Source organism: Nocardioides iriomotensis (genome assembly GCF_004168035.1).
Lineage (GTDB): Bacteria > Actinomycetota > Actinomycetes > Propionibacteriales > Nocardioidaceae > Nocardioides_B > Nocardioides_B iriomotensis.
The window spans coordinates 1-22,041 of sequence record NZ_SDPU01000001.1 but is presented as its reverse complement, the minus strand read 5'-3'; the positions used below and the strand labels follow the sequence as shown (position 1 = coordinate 22,041).

The 22,041-nt window shown below is 69.8% G+C and carries 26 protein-coding genes and 1 tRNA gene; 15 read left to right on the top strand and 12 right to left on the bottom strand.

The window, feature by feature from the left end:
• Nucleotides 1-11 precede the first annotated feature (11 nt).
• On the top strand, nucleotides 12-191 hold the full coding sequence (locus tag ETU37_RS00125; protein ID WP_129984847.1) for a hypothetical protein: 180 nt from the start codon (nucleotides 12-14) through the stop codon (nucleotides 189-191).
• Here the strand turns inward: ETU37_RS00125 and ETU37_RS00120 are convergent, their stop codons facing one another.
• Entirely contained in the window at nucleotides 192-842 is a 651-nt protein-coding gene (locus tag ETU37_RS00120; RefSeq protein ID WP_129984846.1) for a hypothetical protein, read from the bottom strand.
• A 334-nt stretch (nucleotides 843-1,176) separates the two neighbouring features.
• Between ETU37_RS00120 and ETU37_RS00115 the strand changes: the two genes are divergently transcribed.
• Nucleotides 1,177-1,755, top strand: coding sequence for a TMEM165/GDT1 family protein (locus ETU37_RS00115; protein ID WP_129984845.1), 579 nt, complete (start codon nucleotides 1,177-1,179; stop codon nucleotides 1,753-1,755).
• Nucleotides 1,756-1,757: 2 nt separating this feature from the next.
• Here the strand turns inward: ETU37_RS00115 and ETU37_RS00110 are convergent, their stop codons facing one another.
• Together ETU37_RS00110 and ETU37_RS00105 are read right to left on the bottom strand one after the other, a co-directional pair.
• Complete coding sequence (locus tag ETU37_RS00110; protein ID WP_129984844.1) at nucleotides 1,758-3,107, bottom strand: hypothetical protein; 1,350 nt, start codon at nucleotides 3,105-3,107, stop codon at nucleotides 1,758-1,760.
• A complete protein-coding gene (locus tag ETU37_RS00105) occupies nucleotides 3,101-3,625 on the bottom strand; it encodes a SigE family RNA polymerase sigma factor (RefSeq protein ID WP_129984843.1) in 525 nt (174 codons plus the stop codon). The genes ETU37_RS00110 and ETU37_RS00105 overlap by 7 nt, the downstream gene beginning before the upstream one ends.
• Before the next feature lie 162 nt (nucleotides 3,626-3,787).
• On the opposite strand from ETU37_RS00105, the gene ETU37_RS00100 reads away from it, so the two are divergent.
• From ETU37_RS00100 to ETU37_RS00090, 3 genes are all read left to right on the top strand, one after another.
• The gene (locus ETU37_RS00100; protein WP_129984842.1) at nucleotides 3,788-4,498 is read left to right on the top strand and encodes a hypothetical protein; all 711 of its coding nucleotides are present in this window, start codon (nucleotides 3,788-3,790) and stop codon (nucleotides 4,496-4,498) included.
• 169 nt (nucleotides 4,499-4,667) lie between these two features.
• On the top strand, nucleotides 4,668-5,450 hold the full coding sequence (locus ETU37_RS00095; RefSeq protein WP_129984841.1) for an alpha/beta fold hydrolase: 783 nt from the start codon (nucleotides 4,668-4,670) through the stop codon (nucleotides 5,448-5,450).
• Nucleotides 5,451-5,460: 10 nt separating this feature from the next.
• Complete coding sequence (locus tag ETU37_RS00090) at nucleotides 5,461-6,027, top strand: P-loop nucleotide/nucleoside kinase family protein (protein ID WP_129984840.1); 567 nt, start codon at nucleotides 5,461-5,463, stop codon at nucleotides 6,025-6,027.
• Between the two features lie 68 nt (nucleotides 6,028-6,095).
• Here the strand turns inward: ETU37_RS00090 and ETU37_RS00085 are convergent, their stop codons facing one another.
• The 3 genes from ETU37_RS00085 to ETU37_RS00075 all read right to left on the bottom strand — a co-directional run bounded on the left by ETU37_RS00085 (nucleotide 6,096) and on the right by ETU37_RS00075 (nucleotide 9,000).
• Complete coding sequence (locus ETU37_RS00085) at nucleotides 6,096-6,605, bottom strand: DinB family protein (protein WP_129984839.1); 510 nt, start codon at nucleotides 6,603-6,605, stop codon at nucleotides 6,096-6,098.
• Between the two features lie 53 nt (nucleotides 6,606-6,658).
• Complete coding sequence (locus tag ETU37_RS00080) at nucleotides 6,659-7,552, bottom strand: GNAT family N-acetyltransferase (protein ID WP_129984838.1); 894 nt, start codon at nucleotides 7,550-7,552, stop codon at nucleotides 6,659-6,661.
• A 116-nt stretch (nucleotides 7,553-7,668) separates the two neighbouring features.
• Nucleotides 7,669-9,000: a cation:proton antiporter gene (locus ETU37_RS00075; protein WP_129985063.1), complete on the bottom strand. Its 1,332-nt coding sequence runs from the start codon at nucleotides 8,998-9,000 to the stop codon at nucleotides 7,669-7,671.
• Nucleotides 9,001-9,350: 350 nt separating this feature from the next.
• On the opposite strand from ETU37_RS00075, the gene ETU37_RS00070 reads away from it, so the two are divergent.
• Together ETU37_RS00070 and ETU37_RS22975 are read left to right on the top strand one after the other, a co-directional pair.
• The gene (locus ETU37_RS00070) at nucleotides 9,351-9,740 is read left to right on the top strand and encodes an ATP-binding protein (RefSeq protein WP_165372331.1); all 390 of its coding nucleotides are present in this window, start codon (nucleotides 9,351-9,353) and stop codon (nucleotides 9,738-9,740) included.
• A gap of 166 nt (nucleotides 9,741-9,906) precedes the next feature.
• Nucleotides 9,907-10,065, top strand: coding sequence for a hypothetical protein (locus ETU37_RS22975; protein ID WP_165372330.1), 159 nt, complete (start codon nucleotides 9,907-9,909; stop codon nucleotides 10,063-10,065).
• 94 nt (nucleotides 10,066-10,159) lie between these two features.
• Here ETU37_RS22975 and ETU37_RS00065 read toward each other — a convergent pair.
• From ETU37_RS00065 to ETU37_RS00055, 3 genes are all read right to left on the bottom strand, one after another.
• Nucleotides 10,160-10,235 (bottom strand) — tRNA-Arg (locus ETU37_RS00065).
• Between the two features lie 574 nt (nucleotides 10,236-10,809).
• Nucleotides 10,810-11,013: a hypothetical protein gene (locus ETU37_RS00060; protein WP_129984836.1), complete on the bottom strand. Its 204-nt coding sequence runs from the start codon at nucleotides 11,011-11,013 to the stop codon at nucleotides 10,810-10,812.
• A gap of 134 nt (nucleotides 11,014-11,147) precedes the next feature.
• Complete coding sequence (locus tag ETU37_RS00055; RefSeq protein WP_129984835.1) at nucleotides 11,148-11,555, bottom strand: ATP-binding protein; 408 nt, start codon at nucleotides 11,553-11,555, stop codon at nucleotides 11,148-11,150.
• A gap of 267 nt (nucleotides 11,556-11,822) precedes the next feature.
• Here ETU37_RS00055 and ETU37_RS00050 point away from each other — a divergent pair, with 267 nt between their 5' ends.
• Nucleotides 11,823-12,344, top strand: a complete 522-nt coding sequence (locus tag ETU37_RS00050) for a DcrB/PsbP domain-containing protein (protein WP_129984834.1) — start codon at nucleotides 11,823-11,825, stop codon at nucleotides 12,342-12,344.
• Between the two features lie 472 nt (nucleotides 12,345-12,816).
• On the opposite strand, the gene ETU37_RS00045 is transcribed toward ETU37_RS00050, so the two are convergent.
• Nucleotides 12,817-14,658, bottom strand: a complete 1,842-nt coding sequence (locus tag ETU37_RS00045) for an ATP-dependent nuclease (protein ID WP_129984833.1) — start codon at nucleotides 14,656-14,658, stop codon at nucleotides 12,817-12,819.
• A gap of 431 nt (nucleotides 14,659-15,089) precedes the next feature.
• Nucleotides 15,090-15,245, bottom strand: coding sequence for a hypothetical protein (locus ETU37_RS22970; protein WP_165372329.1), 156 nt, complete (start codon nucleotides 15,243-15,245; stop codon nucleotides 15,090-15,092).
• 449 nt (nucleotides 15,246-15,694) lie between these two features.
• Between ETU37_RS22970 and ETU37_RS00040 the strand changes: the two genes are divergently transcribed.
• From ETU37_RS00040 to ETU37_RS00010, 7 genes are all read left to right on the top strand, one after another.
• Nucleotides 15,695-17,206, top strand: a complete 1,512-nt coding sequence (locus ETU37_RS00040) for an alpha/beta hydrolase (protein ID WP_165372328.1) — start codon at nucleotides 15,695-15,697, stop codon at nucleotides 17,204-17,206.
• A gap of 64 nt (nucleotides 17,207-17,270) precedes the next feature.
• Complete coding sequence (locus ETU37_RS00035) at nucleotides 17,271-17,582, top strand: HpcH/HpaI aldolase family protein (RefSeq protein WP_129984831.1); 312 nt, start codon at nucleotides 17,271-17,273, stop codon at nucleotides 17,580-17,582.
• A gap of 93 nt (nucleotides 17,583-17,675) precedes the next feature.
• On the top strand, nucleotides 17,676-18,620 hold the full coding sequence (locus ETU37_RS00030; protein ID WP_129984830.1) for an SMP-30/gluconolactonase/LRE family protein: 945 nt from the start codon (nucleotides 17,676-17,678) through the stop codon (nucleotides 18,618-18,620).
• Nucleotides 18,621-18,648: 28 nt separating this feature from the next.
• Complete coding sequence (locus tag ETU37_RS00025) at nucleotides 18,649-19,176, top strand: DUF305 domain-containing protein (protein ID WP_129984829.1); 528 nt, start codon at nucleotides 18,649-18,651, stop codon at nucleotides 19,174-19,176.
• A 148-nt stretch (nucleotides 19,177-19,324) separates the two neighbouring features.
• Entirely contained in the window at nucleotides 19,325-20,503 is a 1,179-nt protein-coding gene (locus tag ETU37_RS00020) for an LCP family protein (RefSeq protein WP_165372326.1), read from the top strand.
• A gap of 305 nt (nucleotides 20,504-20,808) precedes the next feature.
• The gene (locus ETU37_RS00015) at nucleotides 20,809-21,723 is read left to right on the top strand and encodes an NAD-dependent epimerase/dehydratase family protein (RefSeq protein ID WP_165372325.1); all 915 of its coding nucleotides are present in this window, start codon (nucleotides 20,809-20,811) and stop codon (nucleotides 21,721-21,723) included.
• On the top strand, nucleotides 21,720-21,947 hold the full coding sequence (locus ETU37_RS00010; protein WP_129984826.1) for a hypothetical protein: 228 nt from the start codon (nucleotides 21,720-21,722) through the stop codon (nucleotides 21,945-21,947). Before ETU37_RS00015 ends, ETU37_RS00010 begins: the two co-directional genes overlap by 4 nt.
• A gap of 13 nt (nucleotides 21,948-21,960) precedes the next feature.
• On the opposite strand, the gene ETU37_RS00005 is transcribed toward ETU37_RS00010, so the two are convergent.
• A partial coding sequence (locus ETU37_RS00005; protein ID WP_129985062.1) for an integrase core domain-containing protein occupies nucleotides 21,961-22,041 on the bottom strand: 81 nt, incomplete at its 5' end.

Below are 22,041 nucleotides of genomic sequence, written 5' to 3'. Positions count from 1 at the left end.
GAGGAGAACCCATGTGCCGACGCACCACCTGCAGGACCTGCGGCAGGACCACCTGGGCCGGCTGCGGCCAGCACGTCGACCAGGTGCTGGCCGGCGTCCCCGCTTCCGAGCGCTGCAGCGGTCACGACGCCGAGCGCGCCGACGGCGGCCCGCGCTGGCTCGACCGGCTGCTCGGGCGCGCGCGGGCCTGACTACGACGCGGGCAGCCGGAGCGCCACCACCACGCCCGCGGCGCAGGCGACGGCGGCCGCGACGGGTTGCAGCACGGACACCGTGAACCCCGCGACGAGGAACACCACCAGCGCCACGCCGTACGTCCAGCCGGCGAACCGGAGTGCGGGCGTGGTCCGCGCCAGCGCCCTGCCGAGGAGCAGCGCCCCGGAGACGAACGTCAGCGCGCCGAGGGCGAACGCCGTCAGCAAGGGGGCTCCGTAGACCTGGTCGTAGAGGCTCTCGGCGCCGGGCATCCCGTCGAGGAAGGCACGCCCGATCGCGGGCTGCGCGTAGGCAGCGGCCGCGAAGATGCTCGTGAACAGGACGTTGCCGACGATCGTCAGCGCCGTGGCGACGAGCGCCGTACCGGACGCGGGCCCGGGCAGCATGAGCACCAGCGCGCAGACCACGCCCACCAGGCCGAGCCCGGCCCCGAGGATGCTGAGGCCGACGTGGCTGACCACGAACACGTCCGTGGTCACGTAGCGCGACCAGGCCGCGAAGTCCTCGCTGTGGTCGGGCTCGTGGGTCAGCGTGCTGAGTGCGAGGCAGAAGGCGTACGCCGGCAGCAGCCACACGCCCGCGGTCGCCAGTCGCAGGTGTCGCTCGGTGGCTTGCAGCGTGGTCATCACCTCGACGGTATGACGCGGTGACGGCCGACGACATGCCCCGATGCGACCAGCCGTGGACACGCGTCGGGACCATCGGCCGCCCTCCGATAAAGTGACGCCCAGCGAAGGGGAGTAGCCCCCAACAGTGGAGTCGACACACTGACCGTTCCCGCCCGGAGTCCCGGGACGAGTCCGGTCCGGCTCCACCGGCCCACACCGGCGGTCGCGGAAGCGGTCGCACGTGGGCGGGCGAGACCTTCGACCGGCACGACGTGGACCCACACCATCACGTGCCCGGTCGAGGGCATGCTCCAGCGCCGCTCGGGACCGGGCGGAACAGGAGAACCCCCTCATGACCGCACTGCTGGTCTCCACCGGCGTCATCTTCCTCGCCGAGCTCGGCGACAAGTCCCAGCTGATGGCGATGACCTTCGCCACCCGCTTCCGGGCCCGCACCGTCCTGGCCGGGATCACGGTGGCGACGGCCATCGTCCACCTGGTCTCCGTCGCCCTGGGCTCGGTCATCGGCGACGCGGTCCCCACCGACGTGATCGCGATCGTCGCCGGCATCGCGTTCCTCGCCTTCGCTGCCTGGACCCTGCGCGGCGACGCCCTGACCGAGGACGAGCAGAAGAAGGCGGCGCGGGCGAGCGGATCCGCCCTCCTCGCCGTCGGCACCGCCTTCTTCCTGGCCGAGCTCGGTGACAAGACGATGCTCGCCACGATCACGCTGGCGACCGACTACGGCTGGTTCGGCACCTGGATCGGCAGCACCGTCGGCATGGTGCTCGCCGACGCCCTGGCGATCCTTGTCGGCCTGTGGCTCGGCCGGCAGCTGCCGGAGAGGCTGGTGAAGTACCTGGCCGCCGGCGCGTTCACGGTGTTCGGGGTGCTGCTCGTCGTGGAGGGGGCCACCAGCCTGCTCGGGTGACGTCAGTCGAGGATCTCCCCGAGCACCTGCGTGGCGCCACGCCGGTGCTCGGGGACGGTCCACAGGACGCGTCCCTCGGGCGTTGGCCCGCCCATGGACCACTGCGACACGTCGTCGCTGAGGCGCAGGAACCGGTCGGTCCTGAGGTCGTACACGTAGGTGCCGGCCCGTCCGCGTTGGTACGACGTGACGGTCACGACGCCGTCGGTGCCGGCCAGACCACCATCGATCCTGTCGTCCTGCACGGTGACGACCTGGTCGCCGTCGGTGCTGAGCACCTGCACGCGGTCGTCGCGGACGCCGTCGGCGTAGGTGCCGCAGTACTGCCCCATCACGATGCGTTCGTGGGTCGCGCCGAAGGAGAGCAGGTTGCACTTCTCGCCGGTCTGCGGGTCGAACGACCGGGTGTCCCCGGTGGCGAGGTCGCGCACGTGCACGTCCCCGGCGTCGCCGTTCGTGGAGTCGGTCCACACCATGCTCGTGTCCGTGAACGCCATGCTTCCGAGGGTGAGTCCCTCGTCCCGGACGTCGGCGGTGTCGGTGAGCGACACCGACCACAGGTCGTAGGTGTCGCCCGGCGCGTCGGCGTCGTCCGCCTCGCCGTCCGGCCCGGTCGGCCAGCCGCCCTCGGGTGGCCGGCCCTGTGTCGCGGGCACGCGGACGTAGAGGCGACCGTCCGGGCCGAGCGCCTGGGTGCCCGGCCGGTCGACATCGGGCAGGTCCGGCCACTCCAGCCTCGACCACGTCTGCGACTCGCGGTCGAGGACGAGTGCGAAGAGCCGCGCCCCGGCGAAGGGGTCGGCGCCGTCGCTGGCCTCCGCGAAGCGCAGCCCGGTGAGCACGAGCCGCTCCGCTCCGAGGTCGACCGGCCACAGCTGCTCGCCGCCGGGTGCGGGTGGGTCGGGCAGCCAGGTCTTTTCGCTTGTGGCCGGGTCCATCAGCGCGTACCGCGCCTGCGGCAGGTCCGCGCGCGGCCCGTCGCGGAACAGGATCTGCCCGTCGTCGGTGACGCCGTCGAGGTACTGGCCGTTGTCGGCCTCGAGGTCGTCGTTGGTGTGCGACGCCAGCACGCGGTAGTCCTCGCCGGCAACGGCGTCCGCCGCGTCGGCCAGGTGCAGGGTCGGTGCGTCCGGGGTGGGGACGCCGGCCGCGCCCAGGTCGGGGGGAGCGGGCCACACCAGCGTGGCGAGGCCGATGACGGCGGCGCTCGCCAGTGCGGCGCCCCCCACGGCCGAGAGGCGGCGGCGCCGTACCCGCCGGCGACCTGTCGCGAGGACCACGGAGAGGTCGACGGGGTCCTGCGGCGCGGACGCGACGTTGTCGCGGAGCAGCTCGCGCAGCTCGTTCACCATGACGACGCTCCTTCGGTCACGAGCCCGCCGAGGGGCGAGCCGTCGAACACGGACCGGAGCGAGGCCAGCGCGCGTGACGTCTGGCTCTTGACCGTGCCCTCGCTGCACCCGAGAGCCTCCGCCACCTGCGCGACGCTGAGGTCCTCGAAGTAGCGCAGCACCACGCACGCGCGCTGGCGTGGTGGCAGCGCGGTCAGCGCCGTCATCAGCGCGGCGCGCGCGGAGACGTCCTCGGCGACGTCCTGCTCGGACGACCGCTCGACCGTGACCTCGCTGACGACCTCCGTGCTCGACCGGCGCCGGGCGTGGTCGATCAGGGCGCTGACCACGGCCCGGCGGGCGTAGGCGTACTCGCCGCCTGACCGGGTCAGCCGCGGCCACGCGACGTACACCCGGATCAGACCCTCCTGCACGTGGTCCGAGGCCAGGTCCCAGTCGCCGCACATCAGGTACGCCGTCCGGCGCAACCGGGCACTCGCCGCTTGCGCGAACTCGACGAACGCCGCCTCGTCGCGCATCAGTCACCCCGCTCCATGCCCAGTCAACGAGTCGAGACGCGCAGGAGGTTGCATCTCGTCGGGGTCATCATGCCGCCCGGCGTGCTCGGTGGGGCCGGGCTCGGACCAGCCACGCACGGCTGCGCCGCAGGAGGTCACGGCATGACCCTCTAGGCTCACGCCGTGCGAGTGGCGGCGGAGACGGAGGCACCCTCTCGGTTCGACGAGCTCTTCGCGGAGGCGGCGCCGCTGATCACCAGGCAGCTGCACCGGTGCGAGGGACCGCTCCAGCCCGACGGCAGGTGGCCGGCCTCGTTCATCCTGTCGCCGCCGGAGCCAATCTCGGCACTGATGAGCGCATGGATGGGACAGGCCCTCGAGCACGCCGGCCCGGGTCACCTGCAGACGGGCGCCCGGGGGAGCGCGCACCTCACCGTGCGGGCACTCGAGCCACGGCAACCGGACCGCGCGCCGACCGACGACGTGGCGATCGGGTGGGGGCGGGTCCTGCGGGAGGTCTGCGCCCGGACCGCCCCGCTCCGCCTGCGCTTCACGGGTGTCACCCTCACCCCGGGCACGGTGATGGCGCAGGTCGAAGCCGAGGACGATGCCGCGTGGAGCTTCATGGAGGATCTCGCCGACTCCCTCGGCGACCTCGGCTGGTACGAGGCGCAGTGGCCACCGCGTGACATCTGGTACGTCAACCTGGTCCACTTCGCCGGCCCGATCGCACAGCCTGAGTCACTCGTGACCTGGGTGTCGGAGCACCGCCGCGTCGACCCCGTCCCCTTCGTCGTGAGGACCGTCGAGCTGGTCGGGTTCACGATGGCCGACCGAGGTCGCCGGGCGATCATCCCCACCACGTGGGCCACGGAGCACTTCACGGCGACGTGAGCGACAACGGCCGGGGTGACCGGGTTCGTGACCCTGACAGCCTGGAGAGCAACCGCGTGGAGCCGCGGTGCTGCGGCTCGAGCAGGAAGGTGAAGTGCGCGCCCAGGCTTCATCCCTCGGCGATGGTCCCGGGTCCATCGTCCGCAGGGCCGCCTAGGCTGGGCTCCCGATGAGACGACTGACGGCCACCGCGGCGGACGGCTTCCGGCTCTCCGTCCAAGTCAGCGGACTCGCGGCCGGTCCGACCCTGCTCCTGCTGGCAGGCCAGGCCAACTCGCACCGATGGTGGAGCTCGCTCCGCGAGGACTTCGAGGACGTCTTCCGCGTCGTGACCTTCGACCAGCGCGGCACCGGTGAGAGCAGAGGGGACGTCACCGACTGGTCGACCGAGCTCTTCGCCGACGACGCCCGCGACGTACTGACCGCCGTCGGCGCCGTGTCCGCAACGGTGTACGGCACGTCCATGGGAGGGCGTGTCGCCCAGGTCCTCGCGGCGGCGCATCCCGCGGTGGTCGACCGACTGGTGCTGGCGTGCACCTCACCCGGCGGGCCGCACGCCCAGGAACGCGACGCCCAGGTCCGCCGCTCCCTCGGCGACCCCGATCCCGGCCGCAGGCGTGCGGCTCTGCAACGGCTCTTCTACACCGACCAGTGGCCGCACCCGCCCGAGCACAGCCACCTCTTCGGAGACCCGACGATGAGCAAGCAGGAGCAACGCGCGCACCTCCGTGCCAGCTCGCGCCACGACGCCTGGGACAGGCTGGCCCAGATCGAGGCACCGACCCTCGTGCTCCACGGCACCGACGACCTGATGGCCCCGGTCGCCAACGCGCATCTGCTCGCGCAGCGCATCCGCTCTGCGCGCCTCCACCTCGTGGAGGGTGGCCGCCACGGCTTCTTCGAGGAGCACCGCTCCCAGGTGGTCCCGCTCATCCGCACGTTCCTGTCCTGAGGGGTTGACCATGAGGCGACCGACACTGTTCCTGACGGTGGGGCTTCCGAGCACCGGGAAGACCACTGCTGCGCGGCGCATCGAGGTCGAGCAGAGAGCACTTCGTCTGACGAAGGACGAGTGGGTGAAGGCGCTCTACGGGAACGAGAACCCACCCTCGGCCCAGGACGTGATCGAGGGGCGACTCATCCAGATCGGGCTTCGCGCCCTCGAGCTCGGCAACAACGTCGTGATCGACTACGGCCTGTGGAGTCGGGACGAGCGCTCCGCCCTCCGGCAGGCAGCGGCAGACCTCGGCGCGAGGGCGGAGCTCCGCTACTTCGAGCTCACCCCGGCCGAGCAGCGAAGACGACTCGATCAGCGCCAGGCCGAGGCGCCACACACGACGTGGCCCATCTCCGACGAGGAGCTCGCCGCTTGGTCTGACAGCATCGACGTCCCGACGCCAGATGAGCTCGACGGCAGCGAGCCCATCGACGAGCCACCGACGGGATTCGCGACCTGGGACGCGTGGCGCGAGCATCGCTGGCCGCCGTCGGTCTCCGCGGACCCGCAGATTGCGGAGGGCGGGACGTAGCCGATCCGCGTCCGTCAGGCGGCCGTCGAAGGGACCCGACCCCCCGGCACGTCCATGGAGGCACCGTGTCACATGCCGACAGCCCCGTCGGTCCTCTCGCGCAACAGGTCGAGATGACCGCAGTGCCGCGCCGTCTCCTGGATCATGTGGATCATCGCGTAGCGCAGCGTGAAGTCCATGCCCTCTCCGCGGGCGGCATCGTCGAGTCGCGCACCGGCCACCGCGCGTCGTGACCTCGCGCACTCCTCGACGTAGTCGGCCACGACCGTCGCGAGCGTGTCGCCGTGCTCGATCCGGAAGTTGCTGTGCAGGTCGTCGTCGGTCCACGGCCAGGGCACGTCGAGGTCCGCGAAGTCGATGCTGAACCAGAACCGCTCGGTCCCGGCGAGGTGCTTGACCACGGTGGCCGGTGTCAGCGTGGACGGCGAGACAGCCGCGGTGAACGCCTGAGCGTCGGTCAGACCGGCCACCTTGTTGACCACCGTTGCGCGGTAGAAGTCGAGCATGCTCTCCAGCATCGCTCTCTCGGAGCCGACCTGGATCGGTCGTGAACGCTCGATCGGCGGCACGTGGCTCATGGCGTCAGCCTAGGTTCCACCCGGGTCGGTTCAGGCGTCCTTCACGGCTCTGGTCAGGGCGTCACGTCGGGGAGCGGAAGCGTTCTCGAGACGGTGATGCTCTGCCGCGTGGTGACGTACCCGAGGTGCTCGTTGAGGCGCAGCATCTGCTCGTTGCGGACCTGTGTCCACGTGTAGATCTCTTCCAGTCCGTGGAGAGCAGCCCAGTGCAACGTGCGGCGCTTGAGATGTGACGCGATGCCGCGGCCGCGCCACGTGCGGCGGACCGCGGTCAGTGCGTTCTCGGCACGTTCCGGCCGGTCGGTGTCGCGGTTGAGGCCCGCGCAGCCGATCACCTCGCCGTCGTACGTCGCCAGGAACATGGGGTCGCCGTACCACGTCGTGCTCCACTGCTCCGCGCTGATCTGCAGCGGCGTGTACAGCGCGAAGTCGGCGAGCACCTCCTTGCCGAACGTCTCGTAGCTGGCGGCCCAGAGGCCGGGACGGCGGCTCGCCTCGATCACCTCGACGCCGGCCGGCAGGTCCGTCGGAGCCGGTTCGTCGCGCACCGTCCGCACCTGTTCGACCTCGCGGTCGACCTCGACGAACCCGTGACGCTCGGCGAAGGCCAGGGACCCCTCGTCGTCGACGCCGGCCACGATGGGGGAGAGGCCCAGGTCGCCGCAGTGCTCGGCCAGGGCTCGCAGCAGCGCCGACCCCACACCCGTGCGACGGTGCCCGGCCAGGACGCGCGGGGCGACGAACCCCGCCCCGGCGGTGTCGGACCGGTCCGCGATGCCGGAGCCCACCACGTCGCCGTCCTCGACCGCGAGCAGCAGGAGGCGCTCCGACGAGTCCTGCTGACGCATCTCCTCGACGGTGAGGCAGCGCTCCTCCGGCACGACAGCGAGTCGGACAGCCCGCCACGCTTCGTACTCCTCGTCGGTGACGCAGGGCAGCAGCTCCATGAGGCGCAATGTAGCGGGCCGGTCTCTGATCCCAGGGTGAGCCGGGACCGCGTGGGCTGCGTCGCGCTCGTGGTGGTGTGCAGCCGGAATCGGGAAGCGGGACGCTCCAGCCGTGCTCAGGTCGGAGCGGATCGCGACGGCTGGTCGCTCGTCGGTCTCGGCGCGGGGCGGTTGAGGGCGACCGCAACGCCCGGGAAGACCATCACCGAGAGGACGCCCGCGCCGACCAGGGCGGCGGCGTTCTCCGGCAGCATCTCGCCGCTCGCCAGTCCCACCTCGGACAGCGCCACCAGCAGGGGCAGCGACGTGGCCGTCAGCAGCGTCATCTGTGCTCGCTCACGAACATCGAGGTCGCGGCGGTACAGGACGAGCGATGGAAGCCCGCGCACTCCCAGCAGCAGGAGGAAGAACACGACCAGCCGCGCCGGCGCCTCCGCGATCGAGTCGAGGTCGAGGCCCATCCCGGAGGAGACGAAGAACACCGGGATGAAGAACCCGTAGCCAACTGCGTCGAGCTTGTCCTCGAGCGCCTCGACGTCACCCGGCGCCCACCGACGTAGCACCACACCTGCGAGGAACGCGCCGAGCACCACGTCGAGCCCGAAGTCGCTGGCGAACACCAGCAGCGCGAACAGCAGCATCACGGTCAGCCGCAGCGTGGTCTGCGACGTCGCGTGCTCGCGCTGCCGGGAGATCGCTCCGAGCCGGTCGAGCCGCGCAAGCCGCGGCAGCCACGCCAGGCCGAGCGCCAGCACGCACATCACGACGAGTGAGACAAGGCCGTACACGCGGCCCTTGGAGCCCAGGAAGACGGCGATCCCGATGATCGGGAAGAACTCACCGACGGCACCAGCGGGCATGAGGTGACGCCCGAGCGGCCCGTCCAGCATGTGGTTGTCACGCAAGATCGGGAGCAGCGTCCCGAGCGCCGTCGTGGTGAGGGCCAGCGCTACCGGGACGAACGCATGCACGAAGCCGGTGACCGCCAGTACGCCGGTGACCGCAACCGACACCACGGCGCTGATCAGCCACCCCACCGTCGCGAGCCGTCCACTCCGCTCGCGGAAGTGGTCGAGCTCGAGCTCGTAGCCGGCGAGCAGGAACAGGAACCCCAGCCCGACGTTGGCCACAAGCGCGATCGGGTCCCGCTCCGCGAACGCGAAGACCTCGGGGCCGATCAGCACCCCGCCGACGATGAGGACGACCACTTGAGGGATCCGAAACCTGGCCAGCAGGGCACACACGAACGGTGCGGCCGCCGAGACGATCGACACCACAAGCAGCGCCCGTAAGCCGGTCTCGAGATCCACACCACCACCCCAAAGCGACGCAGGGTTGAAGTCTCCATGCTGGCGTCTCCCTCGTCCTGCCGCCAGCCCGCGGACCACGCTGCTGGCGGCGGGCGCCGGGCCTGTCAGGCGTGCCCCTGGTTCAGCGCAGAGGAGCATTCGGACATTACCGACGAGCGGTCGTTCACTCGGCGCCATGCAGAGCTCCTCGACGGGTCGACCAGGCGGAGTCGACGCGCGGTAGCTGCCCGACGCTGGCGTCTGACGGGCGACACGGCCCGGAGGCCGGCTTGCCCGCTCGTCGGGTTGGTGCACGCGGCTGGACGCGTACAGTGGAGAAACCGAGAGTCTCAGCGCGTCGCCGCCGGTGACCCATTCCCGGCGATCGACGATCGGAGGCGGGTGCCCGGTGAGGCGCCGTCTCGGAAGCGGGTATCTCGTGGCAGTCGCCGTCGCACCTTCCACCGAGCCGGAGGCCCGGCCATGACCTCGTCGAGGAGCGTCTGGCTGTGACCGCCCAGCACGTGGAGCTCCAGTACGAGCTGGAATCGGTGAGACGGGCGCGGGCGCTCGTGACCACCGCGTGCGCGCACCTGCCCCGCGACGTCACGGACGTGGTCCGCCTGGTCGTGAGCGAGCTGGTCGCGAACGCCGTGATGCACGGCTTGCCCGAGATCGTGCTGCTCTACGAGATCGGGCCGGACCTGGTGCGAGTCGAGGTGACCGACGGACATCCACAACCACCACGACAGTTGCGGGCCTCGCTGTCGGCGCTCGACGGTCGGGGGCTGCTGATCGTGAACGCGCTGTCGCGCCGGTGGGGGGTCGTCCGTCTGGACGACGGCAAGACGGTGTGGTGCGACATCCCCGTTCGCGAGACGGCGGGCGTGATCTCGTGAGGTGTCCCCGCCGCTCCCGTCTCCTGTCCTGCGAGCCGTGATGGAACCTCGCCGAGGCCGACCGATCCCCCCGCTCGCACGCGCTGCCGGCGACCTGAGGGCCGCTCGTCTGGAACTAGATGCCGGCCATCACAAGCGCGAATCCGTCCTCGAGCATCGCGAGAGCGTGCTCGCGCTCCGCGAGGCGCTCCGCGTCTACATCAACGCCCTGGAGCGCGATCGCCTCCCTGTGGCCAGGAAGTTGCGGCAGGAGCTGCTGCTTCTGGGGCTGGTCGACGAAACCTCCAGGCCGTACGGCCGGAGCGTGCTCGGCGAGGAGACATGACGCTGGAGAAGCTGTGCCGACCCAGAGCCCCTTTACATGCCGCCAAGTTGTGACGGGAGCCCGGTCAACCTGCCGTCTGGCCTGCGGTTCTGTGTGGTGCCCCCGGCAGGATTCGAACCTGCGACGCACGGTTTAGGAAACCGACGCTCTATCCCCTGAGCTACGAGGGCGGAGTATGGCGGAAACCCTCGCTGAAACCCTCGCAGTTTGCAGGGAGCCCGTCCATGCCGCACGAGAAGGATAGTCAACCGCCCGCAGCCATCGAGCACAGGGACGCGAGGTTGCCCGGCAGGGGGAGGCTCCGCCCGCCCGACCACATGCGGTGCGCGAGCGAGAGCCAGCTGAGGGTGCAGGCCGGAACGCGGCGGAAAGACGCGTCTCGAACGCGCGCTCGTGGCAGACCCGGGTGCCGCAGCGGACGCCCCAACCGAGGCAAAGCCTGGGCGGTCTGCAGCCTGGAGCGGCGATCCGGTCCGGCCGTTCTCCCGTGAGTACGGACGGGGTCGCATCCTCTACGTCTCCTGGGACTCGAGGTGCATGTCGACGAAGCCGAGTGGACAGTCGTAGCGGGTCAGGGTGCCGGTGAGCATGATGGCGAGAAGGTTCGAGCCCGTGCTCGTCAGCAACGACGGGACCAAGCGTCCGGGGCGCCGAGCGGGTCTCGGGACCAAGGCGCCACCCTAGTCCTGACATTCCCCGCGGCAGCGGCGGCGCGGGGAAGGTTCCCCCGCTTGGCGCTGACACTCAGACCTTGGCCTCCAGGCGCAGTTCGCCCTCGCCGGGGTGCCGGGTCACTGCGAACAGGTGCCGGTCGGGGTCGATGCTCAGTACGAGAGCCAGTTGGCTTGACGAAGGTTGTTGGAATGCTTGCAGCGCTACGAGGAGGAGGTCTTTGTAGTCACTGGGGGTGACGAGCGCGTCTGGACGCCATACCGAGATAACCGACACCTCGCTGGGATACCCGGTCGCGCGTGAATCATGGTTCGGGTAGAGAGCGTGGCGGTGCTCGCGTCAGCAGACGTTCTGTCTTGGTGCAAGGCGCGAGCGCACTGCGTCGGGCGTCCTCCGCGCTCGCGGGGCCCCTAGAACGACCGTCCGGAGCGCATCGCAAAGGCGGCCCACAGCGTCTGGGCACCCTCGTCACTGCCGGCTCCCCACTCCAGGCTGACCAGACTGACGATCTCCAGCCCGCGTACGTCGGAGGGCATGGCCGCCGATGTGTCCCTCCCCCATGCGGAGTCGGCGTCGGAGTCGTTGCGCACGGTGAGGACCACCTTCTCACCCAGCGCAGCCAGGCTGATGGTGAACGCGGTCTGCGAGTGCACCAAGGCGTGGGTCGCGAGCTCACTGGCCACCAGTCGGACGGGATCGACAAGGTACAGCAGGCGGTGCTCGACCAGGTGATCGCAGACGAAGCGACGGGCTTCCGAGGCGCTGAGCGGCGAAGCCGCCAGAGTCGCCTGATGTGACCAGTCCGCGGTGCCCGCCATTCGATCCCCCGTTAGCGCAGTCAACTGTGCGTGAGTCCCAAACAAGGGTGCGGGCGACGTCGGGCTCCGATCACCAGGCTACGCCGGGCGACCGGGCCATGGGCACAGATTACGTCGACGCGGCCATCCCCGGCAGGACTCCCGAGACCATCCCGCCCCACACAGTCGGCACGCAGCCAAAGCTGCGCCCCCGACGCGGCGGATAGACGCACCGTCAGGGCAGGGTCACCCCGCTTGACCTTTTGGAACCGAGCCAGACTTGCTGGTGTGACGGATCAATATGGCGTCCCGGAATCCATGTTCGGGCCCGTTCCAGAGGAGTTCTACGGCCTCGTCGGGCGGGTCGTGATGGTGTCGACGCTCGTGGAGGATCGCACACTCATGCTCTTGTGGGCTTTGGATGACCAACCTCAACCCACTCATGCCGGCAAGCCCTTCTGGCAACTGCGGCAGTTGATCGAGCAGCGTCTCGACGACGTGGCTAGTGACCTCCGAGCCGAAATCGCCGCCGTGATGTCGAGGGTCTCGGAGGCCATGGATCGCCGGAATGGTCTTGTGCACAGTCTCTGGCCGAACCCCTCGCTCGAGGAGGCGCAGGGATGGCGCTCGAAGCGCGTGCCCAATGGCACGCCGGGCGGCTCGGAAATTGTTTGGACACCCACCTCCGAGCAAGCGATGGCTGGTGACCTCCTCGAGTTGGTTGAGCTCAACGACGAGATCGCACGCCTCGCCAACCTCGTTTGGGCGCAACGTTCCAACAATCGATCATCGCTGGGTAGCGGCGACTAGACACGCCACGCAGACCTCGCTCTGCGCCTTGGTGCCGCGCCGACCCGTGGCTCGCTCAGTTCTCTGCTGCCCGGTCGTGCGCTCCTCAACTGCCCGCGGCCGAGCGCTCACGTGCAACTGCATCAGCCGCAAGGAACCTTCCCTTGCAGTCTTGGTCGTTAACGAGAGGTCCGGCGAGCCGAGCCCCGGGTTCCGCGCCGGCAAGGCGCCTTGGCACACCGAGACCCGCCGGTTCTTCGACCGCTGGCAGCCCGCCTAACCTGTTGCTCGCGCGACCTTCGTTGATCGCGGCTCTCGGGATGGGATGTCCCGACTGCAGCGGAGCGATGCGCTCGACGAAGAAGCTGGAGCCTCGCGCCGACACGCATGCGCGCGGGTCCCGCCATGCGGCTAGTGCGAAGGCATGCCAGGCGCCGTGATCTTGGCCATCGGGGCCTCGTTAGGTCGCATGTCGAGCGGCGCGCCCTCGCGATCACAGACTCTGGATCCTGTCGCTGGGCTGCGCGTGAGCTTCAATGGTCTTGAGTAGCCGCAGTAGGTCGGGCGGGATGTGGTCAAGCCTTTGCACGGCCGCGCGAACCGACTCTTGACTAAAGTCAGCGTCAAGGGCGATCTTCAGCCAGGTCTTGAAGTCCTTGGGCGTCTTCTTGCTCGTCTCGCGAGAGACCCGGTGACGTTCTCGAAGTGCTCGCCAATCCGTGCCGCCTGGCACAAGAACCTCCACCGGCAAGTACTCGATGACATCGGCTGCAGTGAGCCCGAATGGAGTCAATCGTGCGGCTTGACCGTCCAGGACGACCTCAGTCAGTACCTTGCGCAGCTTCTTGCCCTCGTCGGTGTTCAGACTCGCCGCGCTGGACAGTGCCTCCTGAGCGGCATCGAGTTGACCGTCAGCAGTCAACTCGAGCACCCGGCCCCAAGCGTCAGACAACTCCGCGGTCATCACATTGTCGAGCAGGACGAAGACATGCGCCGGCGTGTATTCGAATAAGAACGCGATCTTCGCCGGTGAAAGTTCTGTAGTTCCGCGCATCGGCAACGGCTCAACCCGCTGACGCCGGAGTTCGTCTCCGAACAACTCGTCTAAGACGACTTCGTCGTGCAGCCCCTCCACCAGGATGAAGCCCCGTTGACGACGGAGCAGATCGCTGGGAAGCAATCCCAACTCATCCATGTCCTCCCGTGCAACAGATGTCAGCTGGGAGAGCCGCCGTCGACCGTTTCGCCGGGCGATCTCGTAGACACTAGCTGCGTTGAGGTCGAGCAACTCGGGAGAATGGGTGGCGAGCAATAGTTGCGTGGATCCGTCGGTCGCGAGCGTTGAGAGGTAGTCAGCCATCCGGGCCTCGGCCGATCTGTGTAGCGCTGCCTCTGGCTCATCCACGAGGATCAGCCGATCAGACGCAACGTCCGGACGCTCAATGTCATGTACGGCCATCTCAATGCTCCAGTGCGCCCAGCGTCGTTGCGCTGCGCTAAGTTCCGCGACCCGTCGTTCGCGCTCCCAAACCTCGATAGACACTTCGGTGGACTCGTCGTCGACCTCGAGGCCACCAGTGTCGTTCGCTACGAACCACTCCACCCGGTGACCGAAACCAATTGGATCGACGTGTAACCGGAGGGTCGGAGCGTCCTGAAGAACACCGGAGAAGTGGAAGTTCGCCCGGGTTTCGAGTTCTCGTACGCGAGCGACGAGCTGCGGCGACGGTGAGGGCGCGCTATTGACGCTGGTCACCGCGGGATTGATCCGCTCATGCAAGTGCGATTGTGTGCGCTCATCGACGTCCTGGGCGAGGTCGTGAAGCACCGGTGCGACGTCGAGCAGCCGGTCGTGCTGGGCCGCGGTGGCGGAGCGTTGAAACACGTCCAGCGCCGGCATGCCGAAGTGACTTGCGCAAGAGATCGTGCGTCCGTCCGCCATCTTGCCAAATGGGGTGAGGAACGGTTCGCCGACATGGTCGTCCCATGCGTTCTCTTCCGCGATCCGGTCATACAACTCGATCTCGGCGTTGATGGACGAGAACCCAGGTCCGGTCAAGAACGCAGGGGCCGACACCCACCGCCCGCGCCCCTGCGAGCCTTCAGCGGATACGAGAATCAATCGCTGGTTCAGCCAGGTCTTTATTAGCTCTGCACGGCGATTGACCGGGTCACTCTCCATCGCTATGGCGGGAAAGGTGACGTCATCAGCCTCGAGACACATGCGCAACCAGGCTACGAGAATTTCGTCCTCGTCAGCGCTCGAAAGGCGCGCTCGACGAGCCCAGTCGGGGTACCAGTCGCCGCGATCGGTCTCTCGGTTCCAGTCGATCAAGGTCGAGGACCATCCTGGCAACCGAATTAGGGCAAGGGAGTGGGTGTGAAGTCCTGCCCAGAATCGTCTGACGTCTTGAAGCGTTCTCGATTTGCCGGCTCCATTGAGTCCGTACAGGACACTGAGGCCGGGCTCAAGGGGTAACAGCTCGTCGAAGGACTCTGTCGGGCTGTCACGGATGAGGAATCCCACGACAGTGGCGATCGATTCGTTGGGACCGTTTGGCACAAGCACAGGTTACGAACTCGATCGTGTCTTCCGCGGTACCGGGCGCACCACGCGTGCATGGGCGCCGGTCAAGCCGCCGCGGGGTCGGCTGTCGGACTGGGGTTGGTACCAGGATTAGCCGGTCGTCAACACGTGGCTTGCCCACGCGGCGGTAAGACACTTTGGCGGCTGGCTGTGCGCTGACCGGGCTGCGGTCGCTTGCGTCATTGCAGGGTCGCGACTTTGGAGTCAAGACCGCGCTTGGAGGTGAGCGCAGCAGCGCGCTGGTCATCGATCACCTCGACGGACAGAAGCTGCGGACGCTTTGAGAGCAGGTCTGTTGCATCCTTCAAGGCTCGCCAAGCGTCTTCATCGTCCACGTTGAGAACCTGCCGGTGCCAGCGCCTGATTGGTCGTTCATGGCCGAGCCTGAGCGCCTGGGCGAACCGCAGCAAGGCGGCGCCCGCCGCCGACCGATCTCCGTGTGGCGCAGGTGTCTGCCCCCGGCGCGTTAGTCGAGGTCCGCTGGCGTCGTCGGGAGCTCAGGACGGGGGTCGGGGAGGCTACGGGCGCAGACGCTGTTACCGCAATCGGACTATGGCGTCCACTCGTCGGGGCTGCCTACCGTCGTGAAAAGTTCGTCGCCTTAGGGGAGGGCCGAGCTATGAACGTTCGGGGTCGGTCGAACGCACGGGTCCGTCGGCTCGTCGTGGCCGCGCTGCTCGCGGCGACACCTACCGCCGCCGGGTCAACAGTCGCGGCGGCCGCACCAGCCGACTCATCAGCGCAGCCGTCGGCAGGGCCTGCCGGCGCGGGCCAGCGGGCAGCGTTGCGGTGGGCGCCGTGCGGCATCGAGCACCCCGGCTACGAGTGCGCCACGTTCCGGGTGCCGCTGGACTACGACCGGCCGGACGCGGGGTCGATCCGTCTTGCGGTGAACCGGCTGCCGGCGACGAACCCGGCAGGCCGCATCGGCAGCGTGTTCGTGAACCCCGGTGGCCCGGGCGGGTCCGGGGTCGGCCTGGTGTTCTCGCGCTTCGGGAACTACCTCCGCACCCGGCTCGAGGGCCGGTTCGACGTGATCGGTTTCGACCCGCGCGGGGCGGGAGCCTCAGCCCCGATGCACTGCTTTGACAACAGGATGCAGCTCATCGGCGCCTTGTTAGGCCAACCCTTGTTCCCGTATGGCAGGGGGCAGTACCGCCCCTTCTTCGACGCGTTCGCCGCATTGGGCCCTGCCTGCCGCGACCGCGGCGACCCGGTGCTCGAGCACATGAACACCGCGGACGTGGCCCGTGACCTCGACGGGCTGCGCGAGGCGGTCGGCGACGCGGGCCTGACCTACCTCGGCTTCTCCTACGGGTCCTATCTGGGTAACACCTACGCCAACCTGTTCCCCGACAAGGTCCGGGCCCTGGTCGTCGACGGGGTGCTGGACCCGCAGCGGTGGACGAGCGGGAGGCAGATCGAGGACGACCGGCTCTCCACCCAGGAGGAGTTCAACGAGTTCCTGAGGCTGTGCGACGAGGCCGGCCCCGAGTGCGCGTTCTGGACCCCCGCCGGGTCGGCCGCACGGTGGGCGCAGCTGGCCGGCGCCCTGCGCCGGCAGCCACTCTTCCTTCCGGAGGGGCTCGCCTACACCTACGACTACCTGGTCGGCGACGCCGCCAGCGCGATGTACGCGCCCGAGGTGTGGGACGGCCCGAACGGAGCCGCGGCGCTGTTCGACTTCCTGGCCGACGCGGCCCTCGGCGACCAGGCCGGTGCGGCGGCCGACGCGGGCCGGCTGCACCAGGGGCTGCGGGCGCAGCTGAGGCCACCGGGCGGTGCGGCCAACTACCCGAACTGGCTGGACGCCTACTTCGGCAACCACTGCGCCGACAGCCACTACCCACGCGCGTACTCGAGGTGGCGCGACGTGGGCCGGTACGCCCGGGACGGCTCTCAGTTCGGGCCGCTGTGGTGGTGGCTCGACACGGGGTGTGCGCGCTGGGAGGTCAACGCGGACCGGTACACCGGGCCGTGGACCGCGACGACGGCGGCGCCGGTGCTGGTGGTGGGGAACTTCTTCGACGGGGTGACCAGCTACCGGGGTGCGACGGCCACCGCGGCGCTGCTGCCGAACAGCCGGCTGCTCAGCTACGCCGGCTGGGGGCACACCGCGTACAAGCGCAGCGCGTGTGTGACCGACTACGTGCATGCCTACCTGCTGACGGTGTCGTTGCCGCCCGAGGGTCAGGTGTGCCCAGCGAACCCGAACCCGTTCCAGGCCGGCTCCGGTCGCGAGAGCCGGCGGGAGCGGGTGCTGGTGGGACTGCCGCCGGCGGGGCTGATCCGGTAACGACCGAGGTGTTCGGGTGGCCGGTGGCTACGGGGCAGACGTGGGAGCCAGGACGGTGCGCCCGGTGTTGGAGTTCCGGGTGTGGGTCGCGGCCGAGAGGGTCCTGGGCGAGGAGCTCGTGTCCTCCCTCTTCGTCGGACCGGCCGACCTCGGCCTGTCGCTCGGTGTCGCCCCCGGCTCCGACGAGCTCGCCGCCCGGATCGACCACGTGCGCACGGTCAGCCAGGCCGCGGGCGTGCCGGTCGGCATCGCCGCGGGCAGTGGCGACGCCGCGCGCGGGCTGGTCGACACGGGGTTCGACTACGTGGTGGTCTCCAACGACACCACCCTGCTGGGCGGCGCGCTCCGCGACGCCGTCGTCGCAGCGCGCGCCTGACCACTGGCCCTGGCCGGTCGACCCTGGCCCGGCGGCCGGTTCGCGAGGCAGGATGGCCGGGACCGTCTCGACCGACCGACCCCGGGAGTCCCGATGACGAAGTCCCTGCGCCTGCGCGCCTCCACCGCACTGCTGACCCTGCCGCTCGCCGCGGGCGGCCTGCTCGCCCCCGCCGTCGCTGCACCCTCCGGCGCGGGAGACCGGATCGACCTGCCCACGGGCTGGCAGCCCGAGGGCGTCACGACCGACGGCACCGACCTGTACGTCGGGTCGCTGGCCACCGGCAAGATCCTGCGCGCCGACCTCCGCAACGGGCGCACGACCGTGCTGTCGAAGAGCGAGACCGGCAAGCCGGCGGTCGGCATCGACTACGACCGGTGGCGCGACGTCCTCTGGGTCGCCGGCGGCCCCCAGGGTGAGATCCGCGCCCAGTCCGCCAGCAACGGCCGGGTGCTCGCGACGTACCGGCTGCCGCACCGCAAGGGCCGGTTCGTCAACGACCTCGTCGTCACCCGCAAGGCGGTGTACGCCACCGACTCCATGAAGCAGCAGCTCGGTGTGGTGCGGATCGTCGACGGCCAGATCCCGCCGTCGGGCCGTGCCGAGAAGATGCGGCTGACCGGCGACCTGCAGTACGAGGACGGGTTCAACGCCAACGGGATCGCGCGGTCCGGACGCTGGCTGGTGCTCGTGCAGTCCAACACCGGCACGCTGTTCCGGGTCAACAAGAAGACCGGTCGCACGCGGGCCATCGACGCCGGCAGCCACGACTTCAGCAACGGCGACGGCCTCGAGCCGGACGGCAAGCGCGGGCTGCACGTCGTGCGCAACCAGGACAACCTCGTCGTCGACGTCCGGCTCTCACCGCGCCGGCTGAAGGCGACCGTCGTCGAGGAGCAGACGAGCAGCGACCTCGACGTCCCCACGACCGTCGCGGACGTCGGCACGAGCCTGTGGACGGTCAACGCGCGCTTCGGCAACACGACCCCGACGACCGCCGACTACTGGATCACCCGGCTGCCGGACCCGGAGGGCTGAGCCGGCACGCGGCTGCAAGCATGGATCGATGCGCCGCGCCGTCCTCACCCTTCTCGTCGCGCTGCCGTTCCTCGCCGCCTGCGGCGGTGACGGGCCGAACGACGCCGACAGCGAGCTCGCGGCATCGCTGATCGAGCAGCGAGCGGCCGGGATCGAGCTGGCCAACACGACGATCGGGCGCGACCGGCTCAGCCCGCGCATCGCCCAGCTGGCGGAGCAGATCCGCGTCGACGGGACCGCGGACATCGACGCGCTCGCGGCGCTCCTGAAGGAGTGGGGCGAGAAGGCGCCGCGCACGGGGTTCGGCACCGGTGACGGCCACACGCCGCACGAGGACGGCCACGGCGACCTGGAGAAGCTCGCCGCCGCGAGCGACGCGCGGTTCGAGCGCGCGTGGCTCGAGCGGATGATCGCCCACCACCAGGAGGCGCTCACGCTGGCCGCCGAGATCGAGGAGCGGGGAGAGAGCGAGGAGCTCGCAGGCGAGGTCGACGAGACGGTCGCCACGCTGGAGGCCGAGCTGGAGCGGATGCGCGGCTGGCTCGGCGAGACGTAGGTCACCCGACGATTTCGCCAGCGTCCGGGGGTTGGGCATCATGGGACCGGGAACCCTGGTGGGTGCTGCGTCGTCCTAACCATGGTCGCCCGCCGTTGCTGTCTACCCGCAGGACTCCATGTCACACGCCCCCCGCCATCGCGAAGAAGTGCGCAAGCACCGCGTCATCAGGGTCGCTCTCGTCACCCTGTCCGCGGTGCTCGTCGTCGCGCTCACGGCGGGGTTCTTCGTCTACCGGCACCTCGAGGGCAACATCGAGGCGCTCGACATCACCGACCAGCTCGGCGACGACCGCCCGCAGGAGATCATCCAGAAGGACGTCGAGCACAAGCCGCTGAACATCCTGCTGCTCGGCTCCGACACCCGCGAGGGCCAGTCTGGCCACATCGGCGGTGACACCCCGGGCCTGTCCGACACCACGATCCTGCTGCACCTCTCGGCCAAGCGCGACCGGGCGTACGGCGTGAGCATCCCGCGCGACCTGATGATCGAGCGCCCCGAGTGCGAGCGCAAGGACGGCTCCGGCGCCGACCCGGGCGGCCTCGACCAGTTCAACGCGGCGTACGCCATCGGCGGCCCCGCCTGCACGATCAAGACCGTCGAGGCGATGTCCGACGTCCGCATCAACCACTTCGTGGTCGTGGACTTCAACGGTTTCCGCTCCATGGTCGACGCCCTCGACGGCGTGCCGGTGTGCGTGCCCGAGGAGGTCAACGACGACATCGGCAAGATCTACCTGCCGGCCGGCTCCTACGAGGTGAAGGGCCAGCAGGCGCTCAGCTACGTGCGGCTGCGGCACGGCCTGTCGGAGAACGGCGACATCGGCCGGATGAAGCGGCAGCAGACGTTCCTGGCGTCGATGGCCAACAAGGCGATCTCCGCCGGCACGCTGGCCAACCCCGTGCGGCTCTACAACTTCCTCGACGCCGCGACGAAGTCGCTGACGACCGACCCCGGCCTCGCGAGCCTCAAGGATCTCGGCGGCCTCGCCAAGCAGCTCCAGGACATCGGCCTCGACAAGATCCAGTTCCTCAGCATCCCGTTCGAGACCTACGAGCCCGACCCCAACCGGCTCGCGCTCGCCCCGCAGGCCGATGCCATCTGGGACCGGCTGCGCCACGACGACGAGCTCAGCAAGCGCCAGTCGCTGGGCATCACCACCGCGGCGCAGGACCCGAGCTCGGTCGCCGAGGGCGACAAGGGCGGTCAGGGCGGCCAGGGCGGCCAGGGCGGCCAGGGCGGCACCGGCTCGGGTACGACCAAGCAGGACCAGCGCGACGAGGCGGCGCGGGCCGCCGCGGCCGAGGCGAACGGCCTCTGCGCCTGATTGCCCGCTTTGTCTGCCACCTGACCTGCAATGACCCGATGGACGGGACGGCGTAGGAGCGGCGGTTTCCCGCAAGTCGTCCGCTGAGCGGACGGCTGGACCGGAGATTTGACGGAGAAACCCGCGCCGGGACTTGCTGTTACCAAGCCGTTATCGGACACTGGCACGCGGAACGCCGGACATGACCGGCTCCTGGGTGCGGAGGGGACGTCGCGACGCCCGGGTGGTTCGAACGAACACGACAGACTGGATCGGCTGTGCCCCTGGGTGGGGGAGGTCCGACCGGCAGAGCAGGAAGGCCGCGTGTGAAGGTCGCCGTCACGGGTGCCACCGGAGTCATCGGCTCGTCCGCCGTCAGCGCGCTCGTCGCCGCGGGTCATGACGTCGTCGGACTCGCGCGCACGCCCGACAAGGCGGACGTCCTCGCCGGCCTCGGCGCCGCGCCGTACGTCGGCTCGCTCGCCGACCACGAGCTGCTCGTGGGCATGTTCACCGGCGTCGACGCCGTGGCCAACCTCGCCACGCACGTCCCCGTTGGCTTCGCCGGAGCCATCCCCGGCGCCTGGCGCACCAACGACCGGCTGCGCACCGAAGGCGTCCGCCGGGTCGTGGACGCCGCCCGCGAGGCCGGCGTGCGCCGGATCATCCAGGAGAGCGTCAGCCAGCTGTACGCCGACCAGGGCGACACCTGGGTGGCGGAGGGCTCGCCTCTCGGCATCACCCGCGCCACCGAGCCGGCCTCCGTCGCGGAGGCCCAGGTGCAGGACTACACCTGCGACTCGCGGATCGGCGTCGTGCTGCGTTTCGGCTTCATCGTCGGCGACGACGAGATGACCCGCTGGCAGCTCCGAGCAGCGCTCCAGGGGCGCTCCGTCGGCATCGGCGACCCGGAGGGGTGGCTGCACCCGGTCCACACCGATGACCTCGGCCCCGCCGTCGTGGCCGCCCTGTCCGCCCCGAGCGGCGTCTACAACGTCGGCAGCGAGCCGGTCCGGCGGGCCGACTACGTCCAGGCGTACGCCGACGCGGTCGGTCGCCCCGGTCTGAGCTTCCTGAGCCCGTTCATGACCCGGGTCGCGGGCACGCGCGCCGAACCGCTCGCCCGGTCCCTGCGGGTCTGCACGGACCACTTCACCGCGTCGACCGGATGGTCGCCGCAGCGGGCGTCGTTCGACGCCGCCTGGCTCGAGGCCAACGTGGCCCAGCTCGCGGCCCGATGACCGACACGCCGGACCGTCGGGACGCTCCCGACGCCGACGTCAGGGACACCGCCGCGCGCGCCGCCCGGGCTCGGCAGGAGGCGCGGGAGCGCGCACGGCGGCGGGCCCAGGTCTTCGGCGACGTGCTGCCCGAGACCACCCGCGACGACCGCGACGAGGCAGCACCGAGCCGGTCGCCGGACGAGTGGCTGCAGCGGCAGGTGCCGCCGCACCACGGCGACTAGATGTACCCGGCCATCACGTTGGTGCCAGGCGGCTGATTGGCGGGCGTCCTCCGAGTGCGCTGTGGCGTCGGTCAGTGTTGTAGTGCTCGAGCCA

Coding starts and splice junctions, on each gene's coding strand:
- ETU37_RS00125 (WP_129984847.1), top strand. CDS start 12: ATGTGCCGACGCACCACCTGCAGGACCTGCGGCAGGACCACCTGGGCC.
- ETU37_RS00120 (WP_129984846.1), bottom strand. CDS start 842: ATGACCACGCTGCAAGCCACCGAGCGACACCTGCGACTGGCGACCGCG.
- ETU37_RS00115 (WP_129984845.1), top strand. CDS start 1,177: ATGACCGCACTGCTGGTCTCCACCGGCGTCATCTTCCTCGCCGAGCTC.
- ETU37_RS00110 (WP_129984844.1), bottom strand. CDS start 3,107: ATGGTGAACGAGCTGCGCGAGCTGCTCCGCGACAACGTCGCGTCCGCG.
- ETU37_RS00105 (WP_129984843.1), bottom strand. CDS start 3,625: ATGCGCGACGAGGCGGCGTTCGTCGAGTTCGCGCAAGCGGCGAGTGCC.
- ETU37_RS00095 (WP_129984841.1), top strand. CDS start 4,668: ATGAGACGACTGACGGCCACCGCGGCGGACGGCTTCCGGCTCTCCGTC.
- ETU37_RS00090 (WP_129984840.1), top strand. CDS start 5,461: ATGAGGCGACCGACACTGTTCCTGACGGTGGGGCTTCCGAGCACCGGG.
- ETU37_RS00085 (WP_129984839.1), bottom strand. CDS start 6,605: ATGAGCCACGTGCCGCCGATCGAGCGTTCACGACCGATCCAGGTCGGC.
- ETU37_RS00080 (WP_129984838.1), bottom strand. CDS start 7,552: ATGGAGCTGCTGCCCTGCGTCACCGACGAGGAGTACGAAGCGTGGCGG.
- ETU37_RS00075 (WP_129985063.1), bottom strand. CDS start 9,000: ATGCTCCTCTGCGCTGAACCAGGGGCACGCCTGACAGGCCCGGCGCCC.
- ETU37_RS00055 (WP_129984835.1), bottom strand. CDS start 11,555: ATGGCGGGCACCGCGGACTGGTCACATCAGGCGACTCTGGCGGCTTCG.
- ETU37_RS00030 (WP_129984830.1), top strand. CDS start 17,676: ATGACGAAGTCCCTGCGCCTGCGCGCCTCCACCGCACTGCTGACCCTG.
- ETU37_RS00025 (WP_129984829.1), top strand. CDS start 18,649: ATGCGCCGCGCCGTCCTCACCCTTCTCGTCGCGCTGCCGTTCCTCGCC.
- ETU37_RS00010 (WP_129984826.1), top strand. CDS start 21,720: ATGACCGACACGCCGGACCGTCGGGACGCTCCCGACGCCGACGTCAGG.